The sequence below is a fragment of the Bacillus yapensis genome (assembly GCF_005280205.1).
Classification (GTDB): domain Bacteria; phylum Bacillota; class Bacilli; order Bacillales; family Cytobacillaceae; genus Robertmurraya; species Robertmurraya yapensis.
Genome location: NZ_SUND01000007.1, coordinates 1 through 23287, shown reverse-complemented (window position 1 = coordinate 23287; position 23287 = coordinate 1). Strand labels below are relative to the sequence as shown.

Sequence of the window (23287 nt, the reverse complement as noted above, 5' to 3'; positions counted from 1 at the left end):
TTTTAAGAGGATTTTTGCGAAACCTATTCCTTAAGATTTCACAAAAATTTAAGTTTCATCCTAAAATGATTTCCTCTTTTAAGTTCCTTGATTTTGCGGTAAAATATGGATTATTTATAAGGTGGGAAAATCATAATATGGAGATAAATATAGAACTGTTTCGAATAATTAATGATCTAGGAAAAGAATACGAGTTTTTGAATCCATTCTTTGTTTTCTTTGCGAAGTATACAATATATTTTGTCATTATTGCTGCACTCTACTTTTTGTTTAAAAAGAGTCAAATGAACAGACTAATGGTTCTTTGTTCGGTCGTATCTGTTGCCGTCGCAGAAATATTGGCTATGATCGCGAGACAGCTGCATTCGAATAATCAGCCATTCGCAGAACTTCCCGAAGTGAACCAGTTGGTAGAGAAAGCAGTAGGGAATTCCTTTCCTAGTGATCATACCATCATCGTGTTTGCTTTCTGCCTATCATTTTGGCTATTTAAAAGAGGCTGGCACTTATTATGGGTCCTGTTAGCAGTCCTCGTGGGAATTTCACGTATTGGAGTCGGGGTGCATTATCCTGGTGATGTTGGTATGGGTGCATTACTGAGCCTTGTTTCGGTATTCTTGGTATTCCGACTGGTTCCTAAATTGGATATAATGAAGAAATGGTTTGGACATGACACTTCTCATATTAGTAAAGAAATATGAAAAATAATGAAGCCGAAATAAGCGGAAGCATTGTCTCGTTTATTTCGTTTTTTTGATCTGAATCGAGTTTTTCATATAGGTAAAAAGATACAGAAAGAATATTAAATTTTCCAATATTATGATATTATTAATTAAATTCGAAATATTAGATTATAATTCGACATCAGCTTAGAGTTATGAAATAGGAGATGCTCAATGATTAAACATAAAAGGGATATTATGCTTTTCCTTGTTCTTATCGGGCTCGTCTTTCTAGCCACAGAATTTCAGCTCACCATTTTATATGGAATTACTTTTACTTTTTCGAGTATTTTTTTGTTTCTCATCCTTCGTATATTCGGATGGCCGGCTGCAATTATTTCTGGCCTATTAGCGTTATTTTTTGTTCCATGGGAATTTACTAATCTTGCCTATGGCTCCATTTTCGTTTTAGAAGTTACCTTTGTAGGACTCTTTTTCTTAAAAGGAAAGCGAGCCAAGTTATTTTATGTGGATGCTTTGTTTTGGCTTTTAATCGGGGGATTTCTTCTATATTATTTCAACAAGACAACACTTGCGGATTACGGTCTATTTTTTCAAGTGTGCAAAGATATTATAAATGGCGTATTTAATGCTTTAATTGCAGACATGCTATTAGCCTACTTTCCTTTTTATAAACTATTGAAAAATAATAGAGTAAATAAAAATCATGTTTCGATTCATCAGTTCTTATCCCATATCACCTTATTTTCCATTCTTGTTCCTTTCTTTATTAACGTTGTGACGAATACTTTTAATACGTACGATTCAATATCTACAGATTTGGTTGTGGATGCGAAAAATAGTACAGCACGCATGGAAAAAGAAATTCTTGCTTTAGATGCAAAAGAAATGGAAACGCCTTCTGTACTAGAAGATATTGCTTGGCGCATTAAATCTGATAATTATGATGTTCTCATTGAAATGAATGGTAAAGAATTCGTTTCTACGAGTTCAAATGGACTAGATGAGATAGGTGAGATGGAGCAGAAGTATTCCGTACGAGAAATCTCGGATGATTTTTATGAGGCTTTGCCGCGAGAGCAGGAACATATAGAACCGATACATAAATGGTCAGAGGGTCAGTATTTTTTTGTAAAAGAGATGGACTCGATGACAATTCTTTTTCAATATCCGATTTCGAACTATCAGAAAGAAATCTTTAAGCTTTCGATCGAACAGTTGAAGTATTTAGTATTAATGATTTCTTGTATGCTTCTTCTCTTATTGTTTGTCAATCGTAGTCTAACGAACAATCTGACGCAGCTTGCGCTGGTGACGACAGGTCTACCGCGAAAGCTTCGTAAGTTTGAAAATATCGAATGGCCGCAGAGCTCCATTTATGAGCTTAAAGTGCTTGGGAATAACCTGCGAAAAATGGCAGATAAGCTATCGGAGCTTTTTCAGGAAAGTAGTGAAATGAATGCCATTTTGAGTGAACAGACAGAAATGTTGAAGGAGTCTGAGGAGCAATTACACCGACTGGCTTTTTACGATGGTTTAACGTCATTGCCGAATCGTCATTACTTTCAACAGTATGTGAGTCAGTGGATTGGTAAAGAAACAGATAAGAAGATGGCAATTATTTTTATCGACTTAAATCAGTTTAAACAAATCAACGATACACTTGGTCATGATGCTGGGGATACTTTACTGCAAATGGCTGCAAATAAATTGAAGGTTATAAAAAATGAAGATCGCGAAGTATTCCGATTAGGTGGGGATGAATTTGTTATCGTTCACCGATTGGAGCAAAAAGAAGAGGTTCAGCAAACACTCGATCTCATTTTGAATGAATTCTCCACATATTTTGAAATTCATGGACAAGCCCTATATATTACGGCTAGTGTTGGAGTTAGTATGTATCCTGATGATGGAGAGGATTTAAATACGCTCGTGAAATTTGCAGACATCGCCATGTACATATCAAAGGAAACTGGGGGAAACACGGTCCAATTTTTTAACGAGTCGATGCGAAATAAGTTTCAAGAAAGCCTTATTATCGAAAATGCTTTACGAGCGAATGTTGATCGGGGAGGCTTTGAACAATATTATCAGCCGAAAACCCTGTTGGGAAAAGTAACGAGTGTGGAAGCTCTATTACGTTGGAATGATCCAGACTTAGGGTTCATTTCCCCAGGACGTTTTATCCCGATTGCAGAGGAAATGGGGCTTATTTTTCAAATTGATGAATGGTCTCTTGTTCAAGCATGTAAGCAAAATAAACAATGGCAGGATGAGGAACGGTTATTTATTCCGATTTCTGTGAATCTATCAGCCAAGCATTTTCAACAGGACAACATTGTGACAATGGTAGATAAAGCATTACAAGAATCGGGATTGGCACCAAAATATTTAAAGATTGAGATTACCGAAAGTGTGTTTATTCGAAATCCAGAACATGTAGCCGAAGTTATTGGTCGCTTAAAAGAGATGGGGGTTCAAATCTCTATTGATGACTTTGGGAAAGGATATTCCTCTTTATATCAGTTATTGCAGTTACCGATTGATGAAATTAAAATTGACCGGCAATTTATTAAAGATATAAATGAAAATGAGAAACAAGTACTCCTTGTCCAATCAATCCTAGATTTTGCTCATGGATTACAGCTTAATGTAGTTGCTGAAGGGGTAGAGACGGCAATGGAAAATGCGTTATTAATTGAAATGGGCTGTGATGAAATTCAAGGCTATTTGTATAGCCCACCTGTTCCGAAAGATGAGTTAATTAAGTTATTGCAAGTCATATAGACTAGTGCTCAATTCCCATATTTGGGAGTTGGGCTATTTTTTATAGGAATAATGTAGTATGATTTGTCTATATAGACATATTTCGACAAGAAGCGGAGAGTAGAGGGAAAATGCGTTTAGTGAAGTTAGAACATTGTCAAGCTGGAACGCAGTTAAGTAGGTCGATTTACCAGGACAACGGAACGGTTCTGCTGGCACAAGGTACATACTTAACAGATAGTCTAATTAATAGACTGAAACAATTGAATATTTTTGCTGTTTATATAGATGATGAGGTATCTGAGGGAATTGAAATTGTCGAATCCATTCCAAACGAACTACGTGCTGAGGCAGCAGCTGCGATCAAGGAAGGGTTGGATTCCCTTGTTGATTTACATAAAAACAAGACGAATCTTCAAGGTATTATGAAGACGGGTCGCGTGGTTCGTAGTATGCAAAAGGTCTTTAAGGATATTCTGGAGAGCTTAAATGCAAATGGAGCAGCCTTAAATCTGTTGGCGACGACAAAGGTTCATGAGGATGATGTCTATAATCATAGCCTGAACGTTTCGATTTATGCCTGTCAGCTTGCTATAGAGAATGGTTTGCCGATTAAGAATATTGAAGAGATTGGCCTTGGTGCAATGCTTCATGATCTTGGGAAAATGTATATTCCTAAAGAGGTATTAAATAAGCCAGGAAAGCTATCGGAGAACGAATTTGAACTGGTGAAGTCTCATTGTGAGCTTGGGTTTGAAACATTAAAGAAGATTCATGAGATCCCAATTCCAGTGGCTCATTGTGCCTTACAGCATCATGAAAAAGTAGATGGTACTGGTTATCCTCGAGGTTTGAAGGAAGAAGAGATTCATAAGTATGCCAAGATTATTAGTGTGGCAGATGTTTTCGATGCGGTGACAAGTCATCGTGCGTATCGTCCTCCAATGTTACCTCATATCGGAATGGAAGTTTTATATGGCGGAATCGGAACGGCTTTTGAGCAAAGACAGGTGGAGCTGTTTAAGAGTGCAATTGCTATTTATCCACCAGGTCTTACGGTAACCTTGAATGATGGAAGAACGGGAATTGTTTCGAATTATAATTTTTCTGCCGTAGGTCGTCCAACCGTTCGTATCTATAAGGATGAAGAAAATCAAGATGTACAACCATATGAAATCGACTTAGCATCTAAGGAGCATTTAACTGTTGAAATTGTCGAAGCGGATGCTTTACTATAAACGCATATTTTAGGCTGTTCTTGAAGGTTATTAGTTAATAGGACCTTTGGGAGCAGCTTTGTGTTTTTATTTGGGATTGTGAAGTTTTCATAGCTCCCGTTGCGCAGGCTAAAAACTTTTACTCTCAAAAAAAGAATCCATCCAAACTCGGACAGATTCTTTTTACTACTATATTAAACTCTAAACTTCGAAACATTTTCCTGCATTTCTTGGGCCATGCTACTTAAAGAATTGGCTGAAGCAGTGATTTCTTCCATCGCCGCATTTTGTTCTTCTGCTGATGCAGCTACTTGCTGAGAGTTCACGGCAGATTGCTGTGAAATGCTGGCGATTTCGGCCATTTTTTGGACCATTTCTTCTGTGCTTGCGTTGACTTCTTCGACAATCGCGGATACTTCTTGTGCTTGTGTTGTGATTTGTGAAATCATCTCCGTAATTTCAAAGAAAGCTTGTCCAGTTTCATTCACCTTATTAATTCCTGATTTCACTGAATTTGTACCTTCATCCATGGAAACAGTTACTTCATTAATCTCTTTTTGTATTTGACTAATAAGGACGCGAATATTATCTGTAGCTTTATGGGATTCTTCTGCGAGTTTTCGCACTTCATCGGCTACAACTGCAAAGCCTTTTCCATGCTCACCTGCACGTGCCGCTTCAATAGCTGCATTTAGGGCAAGAAGATTGGTTTGCTCAGATACTTGCGAGATTAAATCGACAATCTTGCCAATTTCCTTAGAACGTGTTCCTAACGCATGAATAATAGAAGCAATTTTTCCGACCTGGTCTTGAACAATGCCCATTTGTGTGACTGTTTCAGTAACAACATTGTTGCCTGATTCTGCTTTATTATTGGTCGTCACACTTAAATCAGAGACAATTTGAATAGCACCTGCTACTTGCTCCATCCCTTTAGAAATTTCTTGCATTGAGGAATTCCCTTGCATCGCACCGCTTACTTGATGCTCAGAACCAGCTGCTACTTCTTGGATAGAAATCGTGATTTGTTCAGTCGCTTTTGATGTTTGTTCTGAGCTAGCAAGAAGCTGTTCAGAGGAAGCAGCAACCGTTTGAGAAGTATGCGTAACTTTTCGAATTAAGTTCGCAAGACTTGTCCCCATTTCATTAAAGGCCTTGGCCAATTCACCGATCTCATCTCTATTTTTGACACTTATCGGATCCATGGTTAGATTCCCTTTTGCCACTTCTTTTACATTATCTGTAACAAACTTCAGTGGTTTGGAAATCATACGTGCAGTGATGTAGGCGATAGTTAAGCCTAAAATAACTCCTGCAACTAGGAAAATAATAATTAGCATTAAGCTTGTATCAAAAACAGAATTTCCTTCACTGCTCGCCTTTTCGGCGTTTTTATGATTGAGATCGACCAATTTCTCTAAGGTGAACTGGATGCTAGAGTACATATTATCTGCTTCACCAATAGTGGAGATTAACTTGATTCCGTTGACATTACCTGTTCCTTGAACAATATTCATATCTGTACCTAATTCAATAAATCGTTTATGAATATCTTGGTATTTCGTCCATTTCTCTTTTAAACTATCAAAATGCTTTCGCTCTTCATCTAGTGTGATTCTTTTTTCATAATCAGAGAAGGATTTATCAATTTCTGCGAAAGTGGTATCCATTTTTTCCTGGAGAAGGGTCATTTTCTTTTGATCCGGTTCGATCACATATTTATATTCGAGGGATGCGAGACGTTCAGTAAGGTAGTTAATGTGATTAACAGATTCTACACCCGGTAACCAAGTTTCCGTGATTTCTGTTGATTTTTTATTAATGTTATTCATGCTATAGATTGAAATATAGCCGAGTAATCCCATTATCAGCAGTACCGATATGAAGCTAATATACATTTTTCTAGCAACGGTGAACCGAATTCTTAGGCGTTTCATTGTATTCCCCCCCAATGTCAATATTCCTATATGTATTAGTACTATATTAAACTATTTTACTAGTAAATTAAAACTATTTCTATATTAATAAATATTTAGAATTATCGTGGTAAAAAAATAGGAGTGCCGATTAGCACTCCCTTTATCATGATAATAATGCTGCGATATCTTTTTCTATTTTTTCTGGTTCTGTAGTAGGAGCATAACGTTCAACGACCTGTCCGCTCTTATCTACTAAAAATTTGGTGAAGTTCCATTTGATATTTTTCGATAGGACGCCGTTTTTCTGTGATTTTAAGAAAGTATACAGGGGATCTTCATTTTCTCCATTTACATCGATTTTCGCGAAAATTGGAAAGGTAACCCCGTAGTTCACCTGACAAAATTCAGTTGTTTCTTCAATATTGTCAAATTCTTGGTTATGAAATTGACTACATGGAAAACCGAGGACTTCTAAACCTTGATCCTTGTATTTTAGATATAGCTCTTGAAGCCCTGCGAATTGTGGCGTGAATCCACATTTACTTGCAGTGTTGACGATGAGGAGGGTCTTGCCTTCGTAATCTTTCAGTGATTGTTCCGTGCCATTTGGCATTTTAACAGAGAAATCATATATCGTAGTCATCCGCATTTCCTCCTAAAATGAGAATCGTTTATGATTAAATCGTAGATGATTTATCGATAAAAAGCAAAGTCTTTGTCCTTTGAATCTGGAAAAATAGGTTTTCTGATTCTTTTCATTTTCCTAATACTTGTAGTATGATTTTAATTTGGAGGGGAAGAGTTAATGAAAATTTTTAAATTTCTAGTAGTACCGATTGTTGTTTTAGGGCTTATCGGATATGGAATATATTATTTTGGGACAAATTGGGCTTCTGAAAAATTAATGGATGAAATGACGAGTGAACTTGAGACAAGTGGACAAATGGAAGAAATCAAACAGGTCATTGAAAGTGATCCGGAACTTCAGTCATTTATAGAAGAGGCAAAAAATGCTGAAACGAGCGAGTTACCTTTTACCACAAAGGAAGAAGCTACTCGCGCATTAATTAATAAAATTGGGATTAGTGAATTGAATGAAATTCGCGTACAAGCTCAAGAGGGTACAGCTTCTAAAGAAGAAATTCTACAAGAGGTTCAAAGCAAGTTAACAGAAGAAGAAATGCTAGCCTTGAAGGTTATTGCTTATAAGGAATTATACGGAAATTAAAAAAGAGAGCTCGATGCTCTCTTTTTCATTTTTTGCAAACAGCAATCCCAAAAGGATAATGTCGACCTTCACGACCAGGTTCAGGCTCCACTAATACGCCTCGTTGGTAATAAAATTCTACCTTGTCATATCGAGAGAATAATTCATGGAACTCATCCTTCGTTAATTGGTGAACGTGAAAGGGTTCGTTCGTTGGCATGCCCCGACCTTGTCCAATTGGAGTTGAAATGACAAGGGTCCCACCGGGTTTTAGCATTTGATAAATGTTCTCCAAGAATTCCTTTTCTTCCGCAATATGCTCGAGAGTCTCAAAGCTTACAATTACATCGAATTGTCCTAATTTTTGTGGAAGGGTAGGGTCCACAGCATTTTCTTGCTGGAATGTAACTAATGGGTGATAGTATTTGCTTTTAGCATAAGTGATGGCGTCTTTATCTATATCGATTGCGATAAGTTCGGTGATTTCTTTTTTAGCAGCGGAGGCAATGATATTACTTCCAAATCCACTCCCACAGGCAAAATCAAGCACTCGACCTTTCGCATAGTAAATTGCAAAGTGATACCTCGCTATATGTTCCAATAACATCCCGTTCGTTGGCTTCATGAGCTCGGGAATAATTCGTTCGCCCGTAAATTCGATCATAAAGGGCTCCTTCCTTGAAAGCTTAATTGATCTCTATCTTAGCAAAATTTGTTGCAACCTAGAAGTTAGTTGAGAATAATTACTTAGGAAGAAGCGTTTAGAATACCAATTTACTGCTCTGCCCAAATCGTAACATGGATAAATATTGAACCAACAGCAGAACTGACTGGATAAATTTTTTGTAGAACCATTCTTACTTCAATAATTTTTGTATCCCCTGCGACAAAATATTGAATGTGAAAATCACATAGGTCATAGCTAGTGAAGCATAGAAGGGAATCCATATCGCACCTCTTAAATCTCGAAAAGCATCAGTTAAGAGAGTCGGCCAGGAGAGGGAGGTGTTCTCAAACCCGGATACACCCGCATCAGTTTGCATAAATGAATGAGAAATAAAGATTCCTAGAAACCCTAATTGTCCAAGTAAAAACATTACTTTTCCAATATCACCGACGAAATTCACAAGCAGTTTTCCATAGAGAAATGGCATATAATATTTTTTTAACAGTCGAAAATTCGAGATTCCGACTGCATTTCCTCCCGTAATGAATTCCTTTGTGGATAGTTGATTCAATTCCAGTTTAATCATTTCGGCAACACGTCCAACCTCTAGCGCTGCGATGATGAGGATAAGATAAAGCGGTCTTATTTTTGATAGAACAATAGGATGCAAGGTAGCCAGTAAAATAACAATAATGATTGTTGGAATATAGGACAAGAATCCGTTAATCCAATTCAAAAGGATATTCACACCAAAGCGATTTTTATGAGCAAAAAAGCCTAGTGGAATCGCTAATAAGTACCGAATGAGGGCAATCGCAATTATGACAATTAATGTTTCTCTCGCTCCTAGAACGATTAAGCTTAATAAATCTCTCCCTAATCGATCCGTCCCGATCGGAAATCGTTCGTTAGGTCCAAAGGGTGGAGCAAACGGAATATTGTTCTCGTCCCTTAGGAAAATGATTTCATCTAGTCTCGTATCAATTCCTGGTAAATACTTCCCAAATAAAGCGATAAATACTAATAAGAAAAACATGACTGTACCAAGAGAGAAAAGTGGATTCTTTTTAATAAAGACTAGTATTTTCATCGCGCCTCTCCTGATCTTTGAGGTACTAACCAACGCCTACAGATCTTGGTAAGAATAATGGTTGCGAACATAATCAATAAATATGGGAGTATAAATGCTAATGTTCGAGGATCTTCATTGTTGATCATCGTTCCATAAAGATGGTATCCAGCACCAAAGTAGTTTGATAGCTTTTCGATAATGAATAAACTCGTTAAAATATAAAGCATGACAAATTGTGTCTGATTCAACAAAGAGCTTAAGCAGTTCCATATCAAATGCTTGAGTACACCTAGTGTTCTTAATCCTTTTGCATAGGCGGTTCTTAAATAATCCTGACCAACTTCATTTTCAAGAGAAGTGAATGTGTATTTGCTCATATGCAACATCGGATAGAGTGTTACAGCAATCATTGGCAAAATAAAGCTATACCATTTGTCACTGCCGTACAGATTAAACTGTGGCAAACCAACGTAAAACAATTTGATTAGAGCATATTGCATCGCAATATAGAAAAAAAAGTCTGGTACAGAAGAGAAAATCCATGAGAAAAAAGCTTGGATTTTTCCAAAAGGACTTTCTCTAAATTGAAATTGAACGATTCCAAGAAAGATTCCGCCTAGGATGCTTAAGAGAAATGATGGAATCACGATCATGAGATCTCTTTTTATGAATACTTTTAATTCGTCGAGTACTCTCGTACCATAGCGGTTTTCACCAAATCCATCCGTTTGAAAGTCATGGATGAAGGCTTGGATATTTTCTTTGTAGGACATTTCAGTTTTTGGAGTGTAGTAGCCTCCTAGATTATGTACCGTCATGATTCTTGGTGCGAGAAGGAGGAGAATAAAGCCTAAGACAATTAAGACAAAGACAAACGAACTTTTTAGAAAATCCCAACCCATAAGAACCTCCTATTATTTCGCAAGCTTCTGAATTCCTTGAGACAGTATATTAAAAGTGAAAATGACATATGTCATGGCTAGTGCTGGAAAGAATGGAATCCAAATAGCTGAGCGGATGTCATTGTAGGAATTTAACAAAAGCATTGGCCAAGCTAAAGAAGTATTAAAAAATGCGAATTGCCCTGCATCGACTTGGACGAATACTTGGGTAATAAAGATTCCCAGAAACCCAATTTGCCCAAGTAAAAACGTAACCTTTCCTATATCTCCGACCAGACTAATTAGTAGCTTTCCATAGAGAAATGGCAGAAGATATTTTCTAAACAAACGAAAGTTGGATACGCCAATCGAATTACCTCCGGTCACAAATTCTTTTGAAGCAATTTGTGAGAATTCTAATCGAAACATTTCGGCTACTCGTCCCACTTCCAATGCCGCAAGAACAATAATGAGATAAAGAAGACGCGTCTCTGAAGTTAAGATTGGTGGCAAGGTAACGAGCAAGATAACTAAGATAATGCTAGGTATATAGGATAAAAATCCGTTCATCCAGCTGACAAGGTGGTGGATGCCTAAGCTTTTTTTATGAGCCAAGAAAGCAAGTGGAATCGCGATCAAATAACGAATGATTGTAATTGAGATGATGATCAATAACGTTTCCTTTGCGCCCATCACAATTAAGCTAAGGAGGTCGCGCCCATCACGGTCCGTCCCTAATAAGTAATCCTCTGAAGGCTCAAATGGCGGAGCAAGAGGGATTTTTTTATCCGTCCAAATATATTCGATTTCTTTCAAGTCTCGATCGATCCCAGGGAGATATTCTCCGAAGAAGGTAAAGAACAGAAGGATGAGGAACATGAGCATCCCAAGACAGAATAGAAAATGATGTCTAATGAAAGTAATGATTTTCATCGTAACGCTCCTGACTTAATTGGCACTAACCAATGCTTAACTAATTTTGATAAAACAACTGTAGCAAACATAAAGACGAGATAAGGAAGCATAAAGGCTAAGGAACGGACGTCTTCATTCTTAAAAATGCTATCTAGTAAATGGTATCCAGCTCCTTGGTAGCTTGATAGTTTTTCAATGATTGGTAGGCTCGACAAAATATAGAGCATGACAAATTGTGCTTGATTCAATATCGAGGGCCAGCAGTTCCAAAGCATATGCTTGAGGATGAATAGTCTCTGTAGCCCTTTTGAACGTGCAGTTCGTAAATAGTCTTGTCCAACCTCGTTTTCGAGAGATGTTGAAGTGAATTTCATCATAAAGAGCATAGGAAAAATAGTTACGGCGATCATTGGCAAAATGAAGCTATACCAATCATCATTTCCAAATAAATTCATTTGCAAGTATCCGTTGGCAACCAATTTTATTAATATGTACTGAAGTCCAATATAAAAGAAAAAGTCAGGGATAGAGGAAAAGATCCATGATAAAAATGCTTGGATTCTCCCGACCCATTTTTCACGAAAATAAAATTGAATAATTCCAAGTATCATCCCAAAAAATATCGCTAAGAAAAATGCTGGAATAATAATATGTAAGTCGCGTTGAAGGAAGGTCTGTAATTCCTCTAAAATGGGTACGCCCATTTTATTTTCCCCAAATCCTTTTTCTGTTTGGAAATGATGAATGAAGTCTTGAACTTTTTCCTTGAATAAATCGAAGGTAAAAGGAAAGTCAGCGGTAAAAACGAGTCCGCCGTGATGTGTAATTTCCATTTCTCGAGGTAATAGGAGAATGAAAATGAACCCTACAACAATTAGTAGAAAAACTAGAAAGCTTTTAAGCAAATCCCACCCCATAGCAACCTCCCAAAAGTCTGTTTAAATAGAATATTCTGTAAAATTATTTTCTCACAAAAATACCTTTATAGTCAATTTTTACTATAATTTTTGCCAATACTATCATAGGTGATATAAATGGGATGCGAATCAAATGAAGAATTAAACAGTTTTGTGGAAGAAGCAAGAAAATACGCAGAAAAAGGCAAGGTGGCAGAATATATACCAGCGCTTGGACGAGCTAATCCTTGTGATTTGGCAATTGCGATCTACTATCCAAACGGGACATGCTATTCTGCTGGAGATGTTGAAAAAAAGTTCACGTTGCAGAGTATTTCAAAGGTGATTGCCTTAGCTCTAGTCCTGATCGATAGAGGAAGAGATTACGTGTTTGAGCGTGTAGGAATGGAACCAACAGGGGACCCGTTCAACTCGATTATCAAACTGGAAACAATGGCGGTGGCAAAGCCGTTAAACCCAATGATCAATGCAGGAGCATTAGTTGTTACCCATATGATCAAGGGGAATTCGATTGGAGAAAGGTTTGAGCGGCTGGCATCATTTATTCGAACTCTATCCGGTGATCCGTCTGTTAGTTATTGTGAAGAAGTCGCTCAATCCGAATATGAAACGGCTCATCTAAACCGAGCTTTATGCTATTTTTTAAAGGCGCATCAGATTATAAAAGAAGACATTGAACCATTAATGGAGCTGTATACAAAGCAATGTGCAATTGAAATGAACTGCTTGGATTTAGCAAGAATTGGACTTGTATTTGCGATGGACGGTGTAGACCCGATAAATGGAAAGCAAATTATTCCTTTAGATGTAGCACGCATTTGCAAGACATTTATGGTAACATGTGGAATGTATAATGCATCTGGTGAGTTTGCCATTAAAATTGGCATTCCTGCTAAAAGCGGTGTATCCGGCGGAATTATGGGGGCTGTTCCATGCAAATTTGGCATTGGTGTTTTTGGACCTGCCTTAAATGAGATCGGAAACAGTATTGCCGGTATTAAGCTATTGGAGCTGCTATCAGAAAAATATCAATTAAGTATATTTTAGTTTTGGTTATATTATGGTACATTGTTGATCTTTTGATTTTCGATAGGTGTACCCACTTAACCAGAAAAATTCCGTTTATTTTGAAAAAATATGGATTTTAGGTGAAATAGGCGGAGATTTTCCGCTAAATGACCTGAAACGCCTTAAAATTATGAAAAATGTATAGATTAATCGGAAAAATTCCGCTTATTTATAGGGAAATAGGTGGATTTCTTGATATAGCGGTAAATTTTCCGACTATTTTTCAATGTAATAAATTCAACACACAACTTAGACAGAGTCAGATGTATAAGAATCTATTAATAACGGAAGTGAGTCGCGGTTGGAGATCGAATTAAAGAATATACATAAATCTTTTATCAATCAAGGGGAACGGGTATCTGTTCTAAAGGGAATTAACGGAGAGGCAGAAAAGGGAGAGATTCTTACCATTATTGGACCATCAGGCTCTGGGAAAAGTACAATCCTGTCTCTTTGCAATTTATTGCAAACCCCGGACGATGGGGAACTCTATGTAGGTGGAAAGGAAATCCGCGATTGGGATGTTAGACAGCTTCGGCGTTATGTCGGTATTGCCTTCCAGTCAGGACCGATGATGAAGGGGACGGTGCTTGAGAATTTGTCACTTCCGATGCAGCTGCAAGGACGAACCTTAGATAATCCGCAAACCTATATGAACTATGTTGGACTATCAGAAGAGCTATTAAATAGAGAAGCGAAGGAGCTTTCAGGTGGACAACGGCAAAGATTGTCGCTTGCGAGAACTTTGGTCAATCAACCATCGGTTCTACTATTAGATGAAGTCACCTCTGCGCTCGATTCGAAAGCGGCTCAAGAGATCGAAGCGTTGATTCTATCCATTAACAAAGATCATAATACGACCATATTATGGGTCACGCATGACTTGGCACAGGCTGAACGCGTTGGGGACCAGACTTGGTTCATTATGGATGGACAACTGGTGGAGGCTGCAACTACTAAACAATTTTTCTCTGAACCAAAGGATCAAAGAACGAAAGAATTTTTGAATAGGTCGAGGGATAAAAAATGAGTTTACTAGCGATTATTTTGAGTTTTATATTTGTCATTTTAGCTCTCGTTCTAAGCACTGCTTTCAAATTAGGTTTGGGAAAAGATATAATCATCACATGTGTACGAGCTACGATTCAGTTGCTTGTAGTCGGCTATATACTAAATGCTGTGTTCGGTTTTGACCATCCACTCGGTATTATTCTTATGCTTCTTGTAATGATTTTGGTGGCGGCACAGAATGCAGCAAAACGAGGAAGGAATATTCCTTTTGTTTTTTGGAAGATTTTTATCACTATTTCAATCGTAGAGATTGTGACGCAAGGATTTTTATTAGGTTTAAAAATTGTTCCAGCTACTCCTCAATATATCATTTCCATTAGCGGCATGATTATTGGAAACTCAATGATTATTGCAAACTTATTTTTGAATCGACTTCAGGCAGAAATAGATTTAAGAAAAGAAGAAATTCTACTCGTGTTGTCGCTAGGTGGAAGTGTGAAGCAATCGATTTTCCCTATATTAAAGAATTCAATCAGAGCCAGTTTAATTCCTACGATCGAGGGACAAAAAACGATCGGTCTTGTACAATTGCCTGGTATGATGACAGGACAAATTATTGCTGGTGCTGATCCGATTCAAGCGGTTAAATTCCAACTATTAATCGTGTTCCTCATTATGGCTGCAGCGAGTTTGACCGCAATTATCCTTGGGTTTCTTCTTTATCCAAGTCTTTTTAACAAGGAACAACAGCTTGTTCCAAATAGATTTTTAAGCCCATGATACCTAATCGGTGTGATGGGCTTTTTAATAGGATTTTCCAAGAACGACCAGGAGCGATCGGGAGGATATGGAAGGATATGGGCTGATTTCTAAGAATAAGACAGGTGAATACAGCTGACAAAATGACAGGCTGTTATTTAACAGAATAGCCCAATATATCGAGTTTGTTGTGCATTTTTTAGAGGTATATACTTAATTAGTACGGCTGTTTATTTTTTGGAAGGATAGAGGTGAATGTATGAGTGATGCAAAAATCGAAGTCCGGAATGTTACGAAGGTCTTCGGAAAAGCTCCTCAGCATGGAGTAAAATTACTGAATGAAGGCATGACCAAAAAGCAAATACTCGAAAAAACCGGGATGACGGTTGGGGTCAATAAAGCAAGCTTTGAAGTTAAAGCTGGAGAGATATTTGTCATTATGGGCTTATCGGGGAGTGGTAAATCCACATTAGTCCGAATGTTCAATCGATTAATCGACCCGACAGATGGTCAAGTGTTGATTGATGGACAGGACATTGTAAAAATGAAGCCCAATGAGTTAAGAGAAGTTCGCCGTTCAAAAATCAGTATGGTTTTTCAGCGATTCGCTTTATTTCCACATCGTACGGTGTTAAGCAATACCGAATATGGTTTGGAAGTTAAGGGTGTAGACAAAAAGAAACAAAGGGAAAAGGCGATTGAAGCTTTGAAATTAGTCGGTCTAGAAGGCTATGAAAATAGTTATCCAAGCGAGCTTAGCGGTGGAATGCAGCAACGTGTTGGGTTAGCCCGCGCCTTAGCTAATGACCCTGATGTTTTATTAATGGATGAAGCGTTCAGTGCGCTCGATCCATTAATTCGAAAAGACATGCAAAACGAATTACTCGAGCTACAAGAGAAGATGGAAAAAACAATCATCTTTATTACTCATGATTTAGATGAGGCGTTGCGCATTGGTGATCGAATTGCGCTCATGAAGGACGGGTCAATCGTTCAGGTGGGAACGCCAGAAGAAATCTTAATGAATCCAGCGAATGATTATGTCGAACGGTTTGTTGAGGACGTAGACTTGTCTAAGGTTTTAACAGCAGCCCATGTGATGAAGCGTCCAGAAATGATTCTCTCAGACCGAGGTGTAAGAGTCGCTTTACAGATTATGAAGGATGCAAAGATTTCAAGTCTTTATGTAGTGGATAAAAAACAAATACTAGTTGGTGCCATTACAGCAGAAGATGCTTCAGATGCACTAAAAAGCGGTAAAACGATTGAAGATATCATGGTTCGAGATATACAGACAGTCACACCAGATACTTTGATTGCGGATATGTTTGAACAAGTAGCAACAGCCTCGTTGCCGGTAGCGGTGGTAGATGAACAAAATCGCTTAAAGGGTATTGTTGTACGAGGTGCTGTGTTAGCAGCACTTGCAGGCGATGATATTCAACTAAACGGAAATGAGGTGAAGTAATTGTCAATACCGAAAATACCCTTGGGAGATTGGGTAGATACATTTGTTGATCTCCTTCAAGATAAATTAGAGCCCTTTTTCGATCTTGTGACAGACGGAATTGGGGGATTTGTAGAGTTTATTGTCTGGATTTTATCATCTATTCCTCCAGCACTTCTCATCATTATATTCGCCGCTATTACCCTATGGGTAAGTAAATGGACAAATGCGCTTTTTACAGCGATTGGTCTTCTATTAATCTATAACCTCGGATATTGGGATGGAACCATCGATACATTAGCTCTCGTGTTAACATCCGTTGTAATTTCCATTATTATAGGTGTTCCGATTGGGATATGGATTTCCCAAAATGATACTGCCAAAAATATCATGACTCCAATATTAGACTTCATGCAGACGATGCCTGCCTTTGTCTATTTAATTCCGGCTATATTATTTTTCGGAATTGGAATGGTACCAGGGATTATTGCGTCCGTTATTTTTGCGATGCCACCAACAATTCGTCTTACGAACTTAGGAATTCGTCAAGTTCCGGAGGACTTAATCGAAGCAGCGAACGCATTTGGTTCAACAACGAATCAGAAATTATTAAAAGTACAGCTACCATTGGCAACACCAACGATTATGGCAGGGGTTAACCAAAGTGTTATGTTATCACTTTCTATGGTCGTAATGGCTGCACTTGTAGGAGCACCAGGACTTGGAGCCGATGTGTATCGTGCTGTCACACAAATTAAAGTAGGTGTTGGTTTTGAAGCTGGTTTAGCTATTGTTATTTTAGCGATTGTGTTAGACCGGTTTTCTCAAAATATAGGAATGAAAAAACGAAAGTAGGGGGAGATTTTTTGTTAAAGAAAAAGCTATTATGGTCAATCGTTCTAGTAATTACTATGATGTTAGCTGCTTGTAGTGGAAGTGGTGAAAGCAATGGAGAAGAAGCTTCGGGTTCTATCGGTGAGCAAGTCGATTACAAAATTATTGGGATCGAGCCAGGTGCAGGCATCATGCAAGCAACTGAGACAGCTCTATCAGAATATGAAAATTTAGCAGATTGGGAAGTAGTGGAGTCATCATCTGCTGCCATGGCTTCTGAGCTTCAAAAGGCTTATGAAAATGAGGAACCAATCATTGTAACTGGTTGGACGCCACACTGGAAGTTCGCTAAATTTGATTTGAAATACTTAGAGGATCCAAAAGGGGTCTATGGGGAAGCGGAAGTCATTCAAACACTTGTACGTCAAGGCTTAAAGGATGATCAGCCAAGTGCACATACTGTGTTGGATCAATTTTTCTGGACTCCAGATGATATGGCACAAGTGATGGTTGAGATTCAAGATGGAGCTGATCCCGAGGAAGCAGCAGCTGCTTGGGTTAAAGATAACAGTGACATAGTGTCAGAGTGGACTGCAGGTGCTGAAGAAGTCGATGGTGAAAAAATTAAACTTGCGTACGTAGCATGGGATTCAGAAATTGCTAGTACGAATGTAGTTGCGAAAGTATTAGAAAGCATTGGCTATGAAGTAGAATTACTTCAGCTTGATGCAGGTCCGATGTTTGCCGCTGTAGCTGAAGGGGATGCGGATGGAATGGTGGCAGCTTGGTTACCAGGAACGCATGCTTCTTATATGGAAGAGTATGGTGACAAGGTCGAGGATCTTGGTCCTAACTTAGAAGGAGCAGCAATTGGTCTTGTTGTTCCAGCTTATATGGATGTAGATTCAATTGAAGATTTAAAATAATTTTGGAGTGGTGCTTAGATTTCGATCTAGGCACCATTTTTGTTATAGATTTTTTTACCAGTGGGACAATAACCATGACGTTCGATTTAAAGGAGGCTCCCACATGGAAAAAGGAATACACTACGGTGATGATTATAAATTTATTCCGGCAACTTCAATTGGTAGTGGAGTGGGGTTGCAGGTTCTACATGATATCTACTGTCACACAATCCAAATTGTTAATATTGTTCTAGTCGGAGATTCGCAGGGGTTTGTTTTGGTTGATGCAGGAATGCCAGGTTCTGCTGAGGAAATCATTTCGGTAACTGAAGAGCGATTTGGGGAAGGAAGTCGACCAAAAGCGATTATTTTAACCCATGGTCATTTTGATCATGTAGGAGCAATCATTGAGCTACTGGAGCATTGGGATGTTCCAGTTTATGCACACGAATTGGAATTCCCTTTTTTAACAGGTCAACAGAGTTATCCAGAGCCAGATTCAACGGTCGAAGGGGGAATGGTAGCGAAAATGTCGCCAATGTTTCCGAATGAACCGATTGATTTAGGTCGGCGTGTGAATAAGCTTCCAGATGACGGAACAGTTCCGAATATGCCTGGATTTAAGTGGATACATACACCCGGGCATACCCCTGGCCATGTTTCCTTTTTTAGAGAAGGAGATAGAACATTAATTGTAGGCGATGCCTTTGTAACGGTTAAACAAGAATACTTATACAAAGTTCTCACCCAAAAACAGGAGATAAGCGGTCCTCCACGGTATTTAACGACAGATTGGCAAGCGGCAAAAGAATCTGTAACGAAATTAAGGGATTTACACCCTTCCGTAGCAGTCACAGGGCATGGATTGCCGATGTCTGGAGATTTACTAACGGAAAATCTAGAGTTATTAGTTCGTGAATTTGATTCAATTGCTGTCCCTCGATATGGAAAGTATGTGGATGGGGAATTGCATTAGAGGCAAAAAAAGAGGCGAAATACTTTCGCCTCAAGCTTTAATGGTTAACGCCTCAAGTCTCTTAAACTCATCAGTTTTACAAAGTATTTTTTCTTTTTTTAAAGAGGTAAGTGCACTCTCCACTAAGAAATGGCGAGGCTCCTTTTCATCGACTAGCTCATCATATATGAAATCGAGAAGCTCGGCATATTTTCTCGCATCTGGATTGCGATCCAGTGATTTTTTCAGCACAAGAATGATATTTTGTAACTCTTGCTGAAATGCTTTCTTATGATTACTTCCTTCTGGGGCCCAAGAATCTAAAAGCTCCGGACGAAGTAACTGTTCTCCAGATTCGGCGACCTCATCAACCATTTTCACCAATCGATTCACACTATAGCGAACAACTCTGTACATCGTACTTGGAGATTTTTCAGCGACAAAATTATATTTGTAATTATGGTTTAAAATCCCAAAGAAAGAAATAGCACAATCTAACAAATAGGGTTTTTTCTCTTCTCCAAAAATAGATAGGAATCTTCCGTAAGCCCATCTGAGTACTCTCAGGTGACTTTTTCGAATGAATTGTTTGAGCTCATCATCATTTAAAATCATTACTTCTTCAAAAAGAGTATATAAATTATTCGTACGGTTAAATTCTAATTGGAGCTCGAGTTGTTGGATGAAGACTTCAATATCCGTAGGATCCTTTCCAATTATCAATTCGTCTCGTTCTGTTTCAATTTGTTGATAAAGAGATTTAATTAGGGCGATTAATAATTCATTTTTAGACGAAAAATAATTATAAAATGTTCCTTTGGCAATTCCGCTATAATCTAGAATATCTTGAATCGATGTGGCTTGAAATCCTTTTTCAATAAACAATTGATGAGCCATTTTAATTACTTTTTGCTTTCTGTCCTTCACAATTCATCACCTATTTGTATAGATTTCTTATATTTAAAATAAAGAAAGCGCTCTAATTAGACTGCTAGTATAACTATGATATTACATGTTTTTCTTGTTCTACTCAAATTAAACTATAATAGAAAATCTTTTAATTGCAATTCATGAACTGCTGGTATATGATATGTCTTATGTGAAATAACAGTACAATAATATAGACTATGCGTCTAACAGGGGGTATGACTATGGAACAATCTTTGAAACAGACGGATCGTCCACCTTATGGAATCATTGCCGTTTTAATGATTGGAGCATTTATTGCTTTTTTAAACAATACATTATTAAATATTGCTTTACCATCTATCATGGTTGAGTTGGAAATTGATACAGCAACTGTTCAGTGGTTAACAACTGGATTTATGCTTGTTAATGGAATTTTAATCCCAGCTACAGCCTTTTTAATTGAAAAATACACTGTTCGCAGACTCTTCTTAGTGGCGATGGGGTTATTTACAATCGGAACCATTGTTGCCGGAATGGCGCATGTTTTTCCAGTACTATTAACTGGACGTATGTTACAGGCATCAGGTTCAGCGATTATGATGCCACTATTAATGAATGTAATGCTTGTAAGCTTCCCAGTGGAAAAAAGGGGAGCTGCAATGGGAATGTTTGGTCTAATTCTTATGGCTGCACCAGCAATTGGACCTACACTATCAGGATGGATTATTGAGCATTATGATTGGAGAATGCTTTTCCATTTTGTAACACCTATTGCTGCTGCAATCTTTATCATCGGATTATTCTTACTTAAGGATAAAAAGGAAAAAGTTAATATCAGTCTTGATTTCTTTTCCCTTATCTTATCATGCTTAGGTTTTGGTGGGATTTTGTATGGATTCAGCTCAGCTGGAAGTAAAGGCTGGGATAGTCCACATGTATATATTGCTCTTCCAGTTGGGGTAATTTGTCTTATTTGGTTTATCGTCCGTCAATCTAAGTTAGAAAGACCAATGCTTAATTTCCATGTGTTTAGTTATCCAATGTTTGCTTTGTCTTCTTCCATTACTATGGTAGTGAACATGGCAATGTTTGCCGGAATGCTTTTAGTTCCCATTTACGTTCAAACACTAAGAGGGATTTCTCCGATGGATGCCGGATTGTTAATGTTACCAGGGGCACTTGCGATGGCATTGATGTCACCAATCAATGGTAGACTATTCGACAAAATTGGCGGAAGAATATTAGCTGTTATTGGGTTAACGATTTTGGTTATTACAACTTATTTATTCAGTAATCTAACTTTGGAAATGAGCTATCAACACTTGATGCTGCTACACGCAGTTCGTATGTTTGGTATGTCAATGGTAATGATGCCGGTATCCACAAACGGTTTGAATCAGCTACCAAGAAGATTTTATCCACATGGTACTGCCATGAATAATACATTAAACCAAGTTTCTGGTGCGATCGGAACAGCCCTATTGGTTACGGTCATGTCGAATCGTACTGAAACACATGCAACAGAAATGGCAAAGTCCTTAACAGCTCCACCAACAGAAGCTGTTATGGCGCAACTCCAAGCACAAGCGATGCTTGAAGGAATCAACGATGCGTTCTTTGTAGCTTCTATCATTGCGGCTGTCGCACTAGTTCTTTCTTTCTTTATTAAACGGTCAACTCCAGCAGAAGACCCAATTCAAGAAAAACCAAAGGCACAAGTTCAAACTAAATTAGCAGAGAATTAATGAAGAAGGGGACCTGTCCTCTTCTTTTTTTCTTGATAAAATTTTTTTCTTGAAAAATTCTTAAAAATGGTTTTTGATTAAGTAAATCAATTCTACATAAGAAGGTGCTTAGAATGACGAAGAAGTTTGAAACAATGCTACTACATAGTGTGAAAAAAAGTGACAAGCCGATTAAAAGTAAGGTGACTCCGATTTATCAAACTTCTGCATTTACATTTGCTGATCTAGATGAATTAGAAGGCTACTATCAAGGCGAAGGAAATTACTTGTATTCGCGTACAGGAAATCCAAACCCTGATGAGCTAGGGAAAGCAGTAGCTGCAATTGAAGGTGCACCAGAGGGCATTGCCACATCATCTGGATTATCAGCCATTTTAGCAGGAGTTCTTGCTGCTGTTAAAAGTGGAGACCATATCGTCGCAGCAGATGACTTATATGGTGGGAGCTTTCATTTATTAAAAGCAGAACTACATGATTTAGGAATTGAAACAACCTTTGTTTCTTTTTTGGATCTTTCTTTAGTGGAAAAAGCAATCCAACCGAATACAAAGCTTTTATATACCGAATCGATTACAAATCCATTTTTGAGAGTAGAGGACTTAGAATCTGTCGTAGCGTTAGCAAAGAAATATGATTTGATGACGCTTGTCGATAATACATTTGCAACGCCATATCATAGTAATCCTTATTTACTAGGAGTAGACATGGTTGTTCATAGTGCAACAAAATATATTGGAGGTCATAGTGACGTAACCTCAGGTGTCCTTGTCGGTAGAGAAGATTTACTAACGAAAGCGAGAGCAAAGGTTGTTAATTTAGGAGCAAATGTCAGTCCATTTGAAGCATGGTTAACTTGCCGTGGTCTAAAAACATTAGCACTACGCATGAAGAGTCAATCGTATAACGCTAGGAAGTTAGCGGAGGCATTAAGAGAGAATAAATATATCTCGAAGGCATACTATCCTTTCCAAGAAGCGGAAGAAGGATATGGAGCAATGGTGACAATTGAGTTAGGTCAGCAAGTTGATGTAAATCAGTTTTTTAAATCCCTTTCATGGGTGAAAATTGCACCAACTTTGGCTGGAGTGGAAACAACAGTATCTCATCCATTAAAAACGTCTCACCGTGCTCTACCGAAGGAAGCGCAAGAGGCATTAGGAATTACAAACAACGTCATAAGAATCTCTGTTGGAATTGAACATGCCGATGATATCATTCAAGTTTTTGAAGAGGCAATTCGAAATTCATTATCATAATATACAAAAGCGTACCACCGCGGGTACGCTTTTTATTATGCTTTTTAAACCACACGCTCTGCGTGTGTGAAAACGAAACTTCTAGAGTTGTATTAATAAACAAAAAAATCTCCAATCGTTATAATAGATCTTGGCCGTCAAACCGAAATCTAAA

At 38.0% G+C, this 23287-nt stretch carries 21 protein-coding genes; 13 read left to right on the top strand and 8 right to left on the bottom strand.

The window, feature by feature from the left end; translation table 11 throughout:
* Positions 1–137 precede the first annotated feature (137 nt).
* From FAR12_RS09975 to FAR12_RS09965, 3 genes are all read left to right on the top strand, one after another.
* Entirely contained in the window at positions 138–701 is a 564-nt protein-coding gene (locus tag FAR12_RS09975) for an undecaprenyl-diphosphatase (RefSeq protein ID WP_246010365.1), read from the top strand.
* 195 nt (positions 702–896) lie between these two features.
* Entirely contained in the window at positions 897–3470 is a 2574-nt protein-coding gene (locus FAR12_RS09970; RefSeq protein ID WP_126408558.1) for an EAL domain-containing protein, read from the top strand.
* A gap of 110 nt (positions 3471–3580) precedes the next feature.
* Positions 3581–4687 carry an HD-GYP domain-containing protein gene (locus FAR12_RS09965; RefSeq protein WP_126408557.1) on the top strand — a complete coding sequence of 369 codons (1107 nt, stop codon included), beginning with the start codon at positions 3581–3583 and terminating at the stop codon, positions 4685–4687.
* Positions 4688–4860: 173 nt separating this feature from the next.
* Here the strand turns inward: FAR12_RS09965 and FAR12_RS09960 are convergent, their stop codons facing one another.
* Both FAR12_RS09960 and FAR12_RS09955 read right to left on the bottom strand, forming a co-directional pair.
* Positions 4861–6603 (bottom strand): methyl-accepting chemotaxis protein, encoded by a 1743-nt coding sequence (locus tag FAR12_RS09960; protein WP_126408556.1) that lies wholly within the window; start codon positions 6601–6603, stop codon positions 4861–4863.
* 145 nt (positions 6604–6748) lie between these two features.
* Positions 6749–7228, bottom strand: a complete 480-nt coding sequence (locus tag FAR12_RS09955) for a glutathione peroxidase (protein WP_126408555.1) — start codon at positions 7226–7228, stop codon at positions 6749–6751.
* A 162-nt stretch (positions 7229–7390) separates the two neighbouring features.
* On the opposite strand from FAR12_RS09955, the gene FAR12_RS09950 reads away from it, so the two are divergent.
* Positions 7391–7813 (top strand): hypothetical protein, encoded by a 423-nt coding sequence (locus FAR12_RS09950; RefSeq protein ID WP_126408554.1) that lies wholly within the window; start codon positions 7391–7393, stop codon positions 7811–7813.
* A gap of 25 nt (positions 7814–7838) precedes the next feature.
* Here FAR12_RS09950 and FAR12_RS09945 read toward each other — a convergent pair whose 3' ends face one another.
* The 5 genes from FAR12_RS09945 to FAR12_RS09925 form a co-directional block, all read right to left on the bottom strand.
* Entirely contained in the window at positions 7839–8456 is a 618-nt protein-coding gene (locus FAR12_RS09945; protein WP_126408553.1) for a class I SAM-dependent methyltransferase, read from the bottom strand.
* Positions 8457–8649: 193 nt separating this feature from the next.
* The gene (locus FAR12_RS09940; protein ID WP_126408552.1) at positions 8650–9549 is read right to left on the bottom strand and encodes a peptide ABC transporter permease; all 900 of its coding nucleotides are present in this window, start codon (positions 9547–9549) and stop codon (positions 8650–8652) included.
* Positions 9546–10433 carry an ABC transporter permease subunit gene (locus FAR12_RS09935; RefSeq protein WP_126408551.1) on the bottom strand — a complete coding sequence of 296 codons (888 nt, stop codon included), beginning with the start codon at positions 10431–10433 and terminating at the stop codon, positions 9546–9548. Before FAR12_RS09935 ends, FAR12_RS09940 begins: the two co-directional genes overlap by 4 nt.
* A gap of 12 nt (positions 10434–10445) precedes the next feature.
* A complete protein-coding gene (locus FAR12_RS09930) occupies positions 10446–11345 on the bottom strand; it encodes a peptide ABC transporter permease (protein WP_126408550.1) in 900 nt (299 codons plus the stop codon).
* Positions 11342–12244, bottom strand: a complete 903-nt coding sequence (locus tag FAR12_RS09925) for an ABC transporter permease subunit (protein WP_126408549.1) — start codon at positions 12242–12244, stop codon at positions 11342–11344. Before FAR12_RS09925 ends, FAR12_RS09930 begins: the two co-directional genes overlap by 4 nt.
* Before the next feature lie 117 nt (positions 12245–12361).
* Between FAR12_RS09925 and glsA the strand changes: the two genes are divergently transcribed.
* From glsA to FAR12_RS09890, 7 genes are all read left to right on the top strand, one after another.
* Complete coding sequence (gene glsA, locus FAR12_RS09920) at positions 12362–13291, top strand: glutaminase A (protein ID WP_126408548.1); 930 nt, start codon at positions 12362–12364, stop codon at positions 13289–13291.
* Positions 13292–13613: 322 nt separating this feature from the next.
* The gene (locus FAR12_RS09915) at positions 13614–14342 is read left to right on the top strand and encodes an ABC transporter ATP-binding protein (protein WP_126408547.1); all 729 of its coding nucleotides are present in this window, start codon (positions 13614–13616) and stop codon (positions 14340–14342) included.
* Complete coding sequence (locus FAR12_RS09910) at positions 14339–15103, top strand: ABC transporter permease (RefSeq protein WP_126408546.1); 765 nt, start codon at positions 14339–14341, stop codon at positions 15101–15103. Before FAR12_RS09915 ends, FAR12_RS09910 begins: the two co-directional genes overlap by 4 nt.
* 238 nt (positions 15104–15341) lie before the next feature.
* Positions 15342–16550 (top strand): glycine betaine/L-proline ABC transporter ATP-binding protein ProV, encoded by a 1209-nt coding sequence (gene proV / locus FAR12_RS09905; RefSeq protein ID WP_126408545.1) that lies wholly within the window; start codon positions 15342–15344, stop codon positions 16548–16550.
* A complete protein-coding gene (locus FAR12_RS09900) occupies positions 16551–17384 on the top strand; it encodes an ABC transporter permease (RefSeq protein ID WP_126408544.1) in 834 nt (277 codons plus the stop codon). It begins immediately after the preceding gene.
* An 11-nt stretch (positions 17385–17395) separates the two neighbouring features.
* Entirely contained in the window at positions 17396–18289 is an 894-nt protein-coding gene (locus tag FAR12_RS09895) for a glycine betaine ABC transporter substrate-binding protein (RefSeq protein ID WP_126408543.1), read from the top strand.
* Positions 18290–18392: 103 nt separating this feature from the next.
* Positions 18393–19244, top strand: coding sequence for an MBL fold metallo-hydrolase (locus FAR12_RS09890; RefSeq protein WP_126408542.1), 852 nt, complete (start codon positions 18393–18395; stop codon positions 19242–19244).
* 30 nt (positions 19245–19274) lie between these two features.
* On the opposite strand, the gene FAR12_RS09885 is transcribed toward FAR12_RS09890, so the two are convergent.
* Positions 19275–20150 (bottom strand): TetR/AcrR family transcriptional regulator, encoded by an 876-nt coding sequence (locus FAR12_RS09885; protein ID WP_126408541.1) that lies wholly within the window; start codon positions 20148–20150, stop codon positions 19275–19277.
* A gap of 224 nt (positions 20151–20374) precedes the next feature.
* On the opposite strand from FAR12_RS09885, the gene FAR12_RS09880 reads away from it, so the two are divergent.
* On the top strand, positions 20375–21877 hold the full coding sequence (locus FAR12_RS09880) for a DHA2 family efflux MFS transporter permease subunit (protein ID WP_126408540.1): 1503 nt from the start codon (positions 20375–20377) through the stop codon (positions 21875–21877).
* Positions 21878–21990: 113 nt separating this feature from the next.
* A complete protein-coding gene (locus tag FAR12_RS09875) occupies positions 21991–23133 on the top strand; it encodes a trans-sulfuration enzyme family protein (protein ID WP_126408539.1) in 1143 nt (380 codons plus the stop codon).
* Positions 23134–23287: the final 154 nt, after the last annotated feature.